Below are 8,879 nucleotides of genomic sequence, written 5' to 3' on the forward strand. Positions count from 1 at the left end.
CCGGGAAACGGGGCAAGAAGTAATATAACATGGGAGGGGGGGGTTGTCAATCGAGGGGAGGGAAAAATGTTAAATATTTTTTCTATCTCCTGGCCTCTTTTTCCCAGCGAAGCCATGGTGAGTATCCCTGGACCGGCTTCAATCCGGCAAACGGGTTGAATGAGTCGTATTCAACCCGCACAAGGTAGAGTCCCTCGGGGGGGAGAACCAGGCGGGGATGTTTTCGGCCAGGCTGGTTGATACCCTGAACCAATTCCTTCTTGGTGCGCTTGCCCCGTAACACCATCCAAAGCTCTCCCAGAATGATCCGGACCATCCGATAGAGAAAACCATCTCCGACCAGTGTAAATACGGTCAGGTGGTCGTCAATTAACGAAATCTCAAATCGTTCAATAGTTCGAATCGGATTATTGCTATCGTTCCCTGAAGCACTGAAAGACGTGAAATCATGAGTGCCCACAAAACACCGGGAAAGCTCTTCGAGAAAATGAAGATCCGGTGGACTGAATCCGCACCAAAAGGCCCGGTTCCGTAATAAAACCGGCAGGACTTCACCACTGTACCAGAGATACCGGTACTCCTTTCGTACAGCAGAATTACGGGCATGAAAATGGGGAGGGCACTCCCTGATATTCAGAACCCGCATGTCCGGCGGCAGTGTTCCATTCAAGGCCCTGCCCAGGGTGTCGACCGGTATATCTGAAGAAGTGGTGAAAGATACGACCTGACCCAGGGCGTGCACACCCCGATCCGTCCGTCCGGACGCGACAGCACGGACAGTCTCCCCGAGAATCGCTGATAGAGCACTATCCAGTGTTCCCTGCAGCGTTTTCCTGCAGGGTTGCTCCTGCCAGCCGAAATACCCCGCTCCATCGTATTCGAGAACCAGTGCGATGTTTCTCATGGGTAACTATAGGATCAACAAAGTGATGACCGTCACTAGGGCAATAAAGGAAAAGGAAAAGGCCATGAATAAATAATCGTGTCGCAACAAAACCAAAGCTCGCAGGCGGCTTCTGCCTTCTCCGCCCCGATAACAGCGGGATTCCATGGCGATCGCCAATTCATCCGCCCGTTTGAACGCGTTGATAAACAATGGTACCAGCAAGGGGATCAGATTTCTGGCCCGCTTGAGTAGGTTCCCGGATTCAAAATCCATGCCCCGGGCCATCTGAGCCTTCATGATCCGGTCCGCCTCTTCAAGAAGGGTTGGGATAAATCGGATAGCGATGGTCATCATCATGGCCAGTTCGTGAGCAGGAAACCGCCATCGCTTCAAAGGGCTCAGAAGATACTCCATACCATCGGTCAGCTCCACCGGTGACGTTGTGAGGGTTAAAAGGGCCGTGGAAAGAATGAGTAGGCAAAGCCTGATCATGATGAACAGACCCCTGAACAAGCCGTCCCGGGAAATCCTGATGATTCCGTATTCCCAAAGCGTCTCTCCGGGGGTAAAAAAGAGATGAAGTATCAGCGTAAACATAAGCAGAAAAAGGATCGGCTTCAGGCTTTTCATTAAATAGGCGGCTGGTATTTTAGCAATAGCAGCGAAAGCGAGAATCAATCCACCCAACAAGAGGAATGCGGACCAGTGTTGCACTATAAAAAGGTCGACGATCATCACCCCGGAAAAAAGGATTTTTACCCGGGGGTCCAGCCGGTGAATGAGAGAATCTAAGGGGATATATTGTCCAACGACAACATATTTACTCCACATCGATCCTTTTTCTCCTTGCGGACAGGATACCAATGATTTCATCGGCTAATTCCCCAGAACTGAGAATCCCAGTGGGGACTTCAAAGCCCCTTTTCCTCAACAGGATAGCCGTACGAGTGGTTACCGGAGGACGTACACCGTATTGTTCAAGCTCCTCGTGTCGGGAAAAAGTTTCCCGTACCGGCCCATCGAGCTTGATGTCTCCGTTATCCATAACCAGTATCCTTTCTGAAAAACGAGCCAGATCCTCCATGCTGTGCGAAACAATGACCACCGTCATTCCCCATTCCCGGCGCAGGGATACGACTTTCTCCAGTATTGATTTACGGCCTTCGGGATCAAGGCCGGCAGTCGGTTCATCCAGTATCAGTACTTCAGGACGCATCGACAGAACTCCGGCTATGGCCACCCGCCTCATTTGTCCTCCGGATAGCTCGAAAGGGTTCTTGTCCTTGAAAGACTTATAATCAAGACCCACCGAGTCCATCGCCCAGTGAACGGTCTCCTCCAGTTCCGAGCCGGTGATTCCCATATTTTTCGGTCCGAATGCCACTTCGGCATACACCGTTTCCTCGAAAATCTGATGTTCCGGGTATTGAAACACCAATCCTACCTGCTGGCGTATTTGACGAAGCTTAGGGCCTTTCTTTCCTGTCTCTTTTCCATCAATCAGGACAACCCCGCTTTCAGGTAACAAGAGAGCGTTCATATGCTGGATCAGAGTCGACTTTCCGCAACCAGTCCGGCCGATGATACCAATGCTTTCCCCCTTATGAATGACCAGGCTCACCTTCCGAAGCACCTCCACCTCGAAAGGTGAGCCTGGAAAATATCGGAAGGAGACATCTTTCATTTCAATGAGCACAATGTGTTCACCATTTCTTCAGGATCAATCGGTAACTCCCCGAATGTTCCCGGCCGGCGTTGGTTGATCAACCAGGCTGTCTCCGTAATCTGGGGGAGTTCCAAACCCCATCGATACATATCGTCACGTAGAGAAAAAATGGTCCGTGGACCTCCCTCGGCAACGATGGTTCCCTGATCCATGATCAGCACCCGGTCAGCGTGAACAGCTTCTTCGATATAGTGAGTAATATGAAAAACCGTGATCTCCCTCTTCAATTTTTTAAGTACGGTAAGCAACTCATTCCTGCCTTCCGGATCGAGCATGGAAGAGGCTTCGTCAAGAACCAGGTATTCGGGATGCATGGCCAGGACTCCGGCAATGGCCACTCGTTGTTTCTGGCCGCCGGAAAGTAAATGTGGCTCTTTCCTTCGGTAAGGGAGCATATCCACAATCGAAAGGGCTTCGTCTATTCTTCGCCGGATCTCGGAAGGTGGAAGACCCAGGTTTTCTGGTCCAAAGGCTACATCCTCCTCAACGCTGGTGGCGATAATCTGATTGTCGGGATTCTGGAAGATCAATCCGACCTTTTGTCGTATAGGCCACAGATTCGCCGGGTCCACGGTGGAAAGCCCCTCGACGGTAACCGTCCCCTTCTTCGGAAGCAGAAGCCCATTAGTATGCCGGGCCAGCGTCGACTTGCCGGATCCATTTCTTCCAAGTAAAACCACAAACTCACCTTTTTGTATGGTGAGTGTAACCTCGTGCAGTACTTCATAATCTCTGTCGACGAGTGCTTCTTCCTGGGAATACCAGAATGAAACCTGCTTGAATTCGATCACCGGCATTCCTCCTGGAAAAGAGATTTTCAGACAAAATATTTTTACAGGGCTTCAAAGGACCTGCCTTTTGCGAAGCCGCCAGTCAAATCAGATCAAAAAAAAAGCCAGCGCTGGGCTGGCTGAGATCTTTGACAGGCCAGGTTTATTCGTTCAAAATTTCAACCAGCGCCATTGGTGCCGCATCACCGCGTCTCTGGCGAGTCTTGATGATCCGGCAATAGCCGCCCTGTTTCTCTTTAAAGCGGGGCACAAGCTTCCGAGTCAGCATTTTGAATGCTTCCCTATCTTTTACCCGGGTCAGGATTTCCCGATAATCGGCCGTTTCACCACGTATGGCCAAAGACATTGTCTTCTCAAATTCCTGTTTGAGGAATTTGCTTTTCACCTCGGTCGTCTCGACTCTTCCTGCTTTGATAAAAGAAATGAGCATGTTGGACACCATGCTCTGGCGATGGGAAGTGGTTCGACCCAGTTTTTTTCTGCCCTTACGGTGCCTCATTCCTGGTTCACCTCGTTTTCCGTGGGTTCGTGTAAATCATAACCAAGCCGACTCACTTTTTCCACGATTTCTTCGTAGGTTTTTTGGCCCAGATTCTTGATTTTTTTCAGGTCTTCTGAGCGGCCGTTGATGATTTCCAGCAACTCACGAAGGGTATTGATTTTTGCCCGCTTTAAACAATTGAAGGCCCTAACTGACAACTCAAGCTCCTTTATGGGGATATCCCTGTCTTCGCCTGAGCTTTCGACCTCGGGTATCAGTTCACCGATGGCCAATTCGCCCGACCGCTCCTTTAATAGTTCCCGCAAATGGGAAAACTGGGTAACGATGTGCGCCAGGGCGCTATTGAGGGCTTCCTGGGGCGAAATGGCGCCACTGGTCCAGATTTCCAGCACCAACTTGTCATAGTTGGTAAACTGACCCACTCGGGTATCCAAAACATGGTAATTCACCTTCTTGACCGGTGTGAAGATTGAATCGATCGGGATGATGTTATGTTCGGGATGGATCTTTTCCTGAGTTTCACGGTATCCCTTCCCCCGGTTGACAAACAAGCGGACCAACAGAGCCCCCCCCTCATAAAGCGTTGCCAAATAATGAGCGGGATTGATAATGTCTACGGCACTGTTTTTTTCAATATCACCAGCAGTAACCCGTGTCCCCTGTGTTGAACCGGAAAAGTTGAGAGTCAGAGTTTCTTCCACTTCGGAATGAGAGCGTAAAATGATTCCTTTGATATTCAGCATGATATCGGCAATATCTTCCTGGACGTTGGGAAGGGAAGAGAATTCATGGATTACGCCTTCAATCTGGACCGCGGTGACGGCGGCACCTTCAATTGACGAAAGGAGAACGCGGCGCAAGGAATTTCCAATGGTGATACCCCAGCCGGATTCAAGGGGTTCTATGGAAAATCGACCGAATTGGCTTCTTGTTTCCGGATCTTCGGTGATTTCCAGAATTTCAAACTTTGTTGTTACATTTAAATCCTGCATATTTGAACACCTCGGTGGTTTTTCCCAAGCTGGCGGTTATCTTGAATAAAACTCGACTATGAGCTTCTCCTGAACATCGTACTCGATATCGCTTCGTTTCGGTTCACTCACGAGAGACGCCTGACGGGTTTCCGTATTGTATTCGATCCATCCCGGTATATTCGCCGGACCTTTTTCTTCAGTAATTTCCTTGATTTTCAGGTTGCTCTTCCCCTTGTCCGAAAGAGTAATCGCATCACCCTTCTGAACGAGTAAGGAGGGAATGCTCGCCTTTTTTCCATTGATCAGATAATGCCCGTGACGGACCATTTGCCGGGCATCAGAGCGGGAATCGGCTAATCCAAGCCGGAATACAACATTGTCCAATCTTTTTTCCAGAAGAACCAGTAAAGTCTCCCCAGGCAAGCCGGGAAGTTTTATCGCCCTCGCGAAGTAGTTGTTGAACTGCCGCTCGGTGATTCCATAGATGAAACGGACTTTTTGTTTTTCCCGTAATTGAGTCCCATAGCTGGAAACCCTTCTTCGGCCTCCCCGTTGCGGCCCCGGGGGGAAAGGCCTTTTTTCAAAAGCGCATTTGTTGGATAGACATCTGGGACCTTTCAGTAAAAGTTTCAAACCCTGCCGGCGGCACAGCCGGCATTTCGATCCGGTATATCGCGACATATTGGTCCTCCCTAAGAACTATTTACAGAATCAAGATTCAAGAATATTTACCACGATGAAGTTAACGCAACTTTCTACCTGCCTAAGTTTGCGCTACACCCGCCGTTGTTTCGGTGGACGGCAACCGTTATGAGGAATCGGAGTGACGTCCTTGATGGACTTGATGATCAAACCGGTCGCCTGGAGTGAGCGTATGGCGGTCTCCCGGCCTGACCCCGGACCCTTTACCAGGACTTCGATTTCCCGCAAACCCTGATCCATGGCCTTCCGGGCAGCCGATTCTGCTGCCAGTTGAGCGGCAAAAGGAGTTCCCTTTTTAGTTCCTTTAAAGCCGGAATTCCCTCCGGTGGCCCAGGAAATGACATTGCCCTGACAGTCAGAAATACATATGGTAGTGTTATTGAACGTCGATTTTATATGCGCGACTCCATCACGGATAATTCTTTTCTCTTTCCGTTTTCCACGAGCTCTCTCGGCCAATGAGTGACGACCTCCTTAATCGTTCCCCGGGTACTTCCCGGACAAACCCTCGACTCTCCGAAAACCGGAATCAAATCTGCCGAGGTTTTCATTCTGTCATTCTTATTTTTTCCTTTTAACCCCGACCGTTCTGCGGGAACCTTTTTTCGTACGGGCATTGGTTCTGGTGCGCTGTCCCCGCGATGGCATCCCCCGGCGATGACGAAGACCCCGGTATGTACCGATGGAAATCAACCGTTTAATATTTTGGGATACCTGAGTCCTCAGTTCGCCCTCCACCGGATATTTCTCCACACTCTTCTGTATCCGAATCGCTTCCTCGTCGGTCAGGTTCCTGACTCGTGTGTTCGGGTCGACCCCGGTTTCCAGCAGAATTTGCCGAGCCAGGAATCTACCAATCCCATAAATATAGGTCAGGGCGATTTCAATTCGCTTATTTGCCGGCAAATCAACTCCAGCTATACGGGCCATGAAGACTTCCTCCTAACCTTGCCTTTGTTTGTGTCTTGGATTTGTACAAAGTATAACAACTCTACCCTTTCGCCGAATGATTTTACACTTTTCACATCTCGGCTTGACGGAAGCACGGACCTTCATTGTAATACCTCCCAGATGAAAATTCAAGAAAACTCAAGTTCTGTGCCGGTAGGTGATCCTTCCCTTTGTCGTGTCATAACGAGATATTTGAACGGTTACCCGGTCCCCGGGAAGAATCCTTATGTAATGCATCCGCATTTTCCCGGAAATATGTGCGAGAATAACCCTCCCTGATTCCAATTCGACACGGAACATGGCGTTAGGCAATGGTTCAATAACCTTTCCGGTCACCTCAATAACATCGTTTTTGATCATTGGTGGAGACTATCCCTCCTTGGGCTTCGGGTTAATATTTCCGGACTGTCAGGACCGATCAGCACGGTATGCTCAAAATGTGCTGATAAACCACCGTCCGCGGTGACCACTGTCCAGCCGTCGTCGAGGACCTTGACCTGAAAACCTTTCTCGTTGGCCATGGGTTCAATGGCCACAACCATCCCACTCTTCAGGAGCATTCCATCTCCTCGTCTTCCAAAGTTGGGAATTTGTGGTTCCTCATGAAGCGAATGCCCCAATCCGTGACCGACAAAATCTCTGACCACCGAGTAACCGGCTTCTTCGATCGTCTGCTGAACAGCTTGAGAAATGTTCCCCACCCGGTTCCCAGGACGAGCCTCCCGTATTCCCGCGCTAAGCGCCTCCCGGCAGGCATTCAGTAGTCTTTCCGCTTTGTCGTCCATACGGCCGACCACCAAAGAGAAGGCCGCATCGGTAAACAATCCCTGCCACTCCAAACCGACATCGATACTCACCAGATCTCCCTTCTGGATAACCCGTTCCCCCGGAAGGCCATGGACAACCTGTTCATTGATCGAAATACAACTCGAGGCCGGATATCCCCGATATCCCTTGAAGGCCGGGGTGCCGCCCTTGGCCCGGATAGTTTCTTCAATTACCCGGTCGATGTAGGCGGTTTCCATGCCCGGCACCACGAGTTCCTGCGCTTTTTCCAGCACTTCGGCCAGAATTTTTCCACCCTCCCGGATGCTGGAAAGTTCTTGCACAGAGGTCAGTCTAGGCATTGAGAAAGATTACAGAGAAGCTTTTTGACGACGCCGAAGATTTGATCAATTCCACCGGAGGAAGGAATGTGATGCATGATCCCCCGTTTCTCGTAGAAGTCTATCAGCGGCTTGGTCTGTTTTTCATATGTTATGAGCCGCTGCAAAACCACTTCCGGTTTATCGTCTTCCCGCTGAATCAGCTTTCCCTGGTCTCGATCACATATCCCTTCTTCTCTGGGAGGATTGGAGTTAAGATTGTACGTCGCTTGACACTTTTCACAGACACGCCGTGCAGAAAGCCTCTTCACCACCGCATCGCGATTGACATCGAAATAGATGACGGCATCGATCGGTTTACCGGAGGTCGTCAGGATCCGATCCAAGGCTCCGGCCTGTTCCAAAGTGCGGGGAAACCCGTCGAGCATGAACGAATCTACTACGTCAGACATACTCAACCGTTCTTCCACGATTCCGATCACTACGTCATCGGGGACCAGCCGGCCAGTTTTCACATAACTCTCGGCCTTCTTTCCCCATTCGGTATGATTTTGCATGGCGTTGCGAATTATATCACCGGTCGATATCTGAGGGGTATCGAATTCCGTTTCGATCATTTTTGCCTGGGTTCCCTTGCCCACACCAGGTGGTCCCAAGAGGATTAACCGCACATCAGAGTCTCCTTTCCCGAAAGCCGGTCAGTGTTCAGCTATTTCTTCATGAATCCTTCATAATGCCGCATCAGGAGTTGCGCCTCCACCTGACGGACGGTTTCGATCGCTACACCAACGGTAATGAGAATCGCCGTTCCTCCGAAAAAGAGAGTATGAACGCCGGTGATCTCCACCACGATGTTGGGAAAGATGGCGATAAAGGCCAAAAACAAGGAACCCCACAGCGTGATTCTGGACAACGTGCGGTCCAGATATTCAACTGTCGGTCGGCCCGGTCTTATGCCGGGAACGAAACCACCGTACTTTTTCATATTATCCGCTAGTTCCGAAGGGTTGAATGTAACCGCGGTATAGAAAAAGGTAAAAAAGATAATCAGCACCGCAAAAAGAGTCAGGTACAATGGAGCATCCGGAGCAAGAGCGTCGGCGATTGTCTTCATGAATCCTTCCCGAAAAAACTGTGCCAGGGTAGCTGGGAAGAGAAGGATCGACGATGCAAAAATAATCGGGATCACCCCGCCCTGGATGACACGTATCGGAATATGGGTGCTTTGCCCACCGTACATC

The 8,879-nt window shown here is 50.1% G+C and carries 13 protein-coding genes; all 13 read right to left on the reverse strand.

The features are described from left to right. Window positions 1–82 precede the first annotated feature (82 nt). Entirely contained in the window at window positions 83–904 is an 822-nt protein-coding gene (gene truA, locus VLH40_09130; GenBank protein ID HSV32165.1) for a tRNA pseudouridine(38-40) synthase TruA, read from the reverse strand. Window positions 905–910: 6 nt separating this feature from the next. Then, window positions 911–1,717 carry an energy-coupling factor transporter transmembrane component T gene (locus tag VLH40_09135; protein HSV32166.1) on the reverse strand — a complete coding sequence of 269 codons (807 nt, stop codon included), beginning with the start codon at window positions 1,715–1,717 and terminating at the stop codon, window positions 911–913. After that, on the reverse strand, window positions 1,707–2,582 hold the full coding sequence (locus VLH40_09140; protein HSV32167.1) for an energy-coupling factor transporter ATPase: 876 nt from the start codon (window positions 2,580–2,582) through the stop codon (window positions 1,707–1,709). Before VLH40_09140 ends, VLH40_09135 begins: the two co-directional genes overlap by 11 nt. Beyond that, a complete protein-coding gene (locus VLH40_09145) occupies window positions 2,567–3,403 on the reverse strand; it encodes an energy-coupling factor transporter ATPase (protein HSV32168.1) in 837 nt (278 codons plus the stop codon). The genes VLH40_09140 and VLH40_09145 overlap by 16 nt, the downstream gene beginning before the upstream one ends. A gap of 142 nt (window positions 3,404–3,545) precedes the next feature. Continuing rightward, complete coding sequence (gene rplQ / locus VLH40_09150) at window positions 3,546–3,902, reverse strand: 50S ribosomal protein L17 (protein ID HSV32169.1); 357 nt, start codon at window positions 3,900–3,902, stop codon at window positions 3,546–3,548. Next, window positions 3,899–4,897: a DNA-directed RNA polymerase subunit alpha gene (locus VLH40_09155; protein HSV32170.1), complete on the reverse strand. Its 999-nt coding sequence runs from the start codon at window positions 4,895–4,897 to the stop codon at window positions 3,899–3,901. The genes rplQ and VLH40_09155 overlap by 4 nt, the downstream gene beginning before the upstream one ends. Before the next feature lie 36 nt (window positions 4,898–4,933). Then, window positions 4,934–5,560, reverse strand: a complete 627-nt coding sequence (rpsD, locus tag VLH40_09160) for a 30S ribosomal protein S4 (GenBank protein ID HSV32171.1) — start codon at window positions 5,558–5,560, stop codon at window positions 4,934–4,936. Window positions 5,561–5,653: 93 nt separating this feature from the next. Further along, window positions 5,654–6,040 carry a 30S ribosomal protein S11 gene (rpsK, locus tag VLH40_09165; protein ID HSV32172.1) on the reverse strand — a complete coding sequence of 129 codons (387 nt, stop codon included), beginning with the start codon at window positions 6,038–6,040 and terminating at the stop codon, window positions 5,654–5,656. 102 nt (window positions 6,041–6,142) lie between these two features. Next, window positions 6,143–6,511, reverse strand: coding sequence for a 30S ribosomal protein S13 (gene rpsM, locus VLH40_09170; protein HSV32173.1), 369 nt, complete (start codon window positions 6,509–6,511; stop codon window positions 6,143–6,145). 159 nt (window positions 6,512–6,670) lie between these two features. Next, a complete protein-coding gene (gene infA / locus VLH40_09175; GenBank protein HSV32174.1) occupies window positions 6,671–6,892 on the reverse strand; it encodes a translation initiation factor IF-1 in 222 nt (73 codons plus the stop codon). Then, a complete protein-coding gene (map, locus tag VLH40_09180) occupies window positions 6,889–7,659 on the reverse strand; it encodes a type I methionyl aminopeptidase (protein ID HSV32175.1) in 771 nt (256 codons plus the stop codon). Before map ends, infA begins: the two co-directional genes overlap by 4 nt. Continuing rightward, on the reverse strand, window positions 7,647–8,309 hold the full coding sequence (locus VLH40_09185; GenBank protein HSV32176.1) for an adenylate kinase: 663 nt from the start codon (window positions 8,307–8,309) through the stop codon (window positions 7,647–7,649). The genes map and VLH40_09185 overlap by 13 nt, the downstream gene beginning before the upstream one ends. A 38-nt stretch (window positions 8,310–8,347) precedes the next feature. Next, window positions 8,348–8,879 (reverse strand): SecY family transport protein (locus VLH40_09190; GenBank protein HSV32177.1); only part of this gene is annotated, 532 nt, incomplete at its 5' end.

This window comes from Atribacteraceae bacterium (assembly GCA_035477455.1).
Classification (GTDB): domain Bacteria; phylum Atribacterota; class Atribacteria; order Atribacterales; family Atribacteraceae; genus DATIKP01.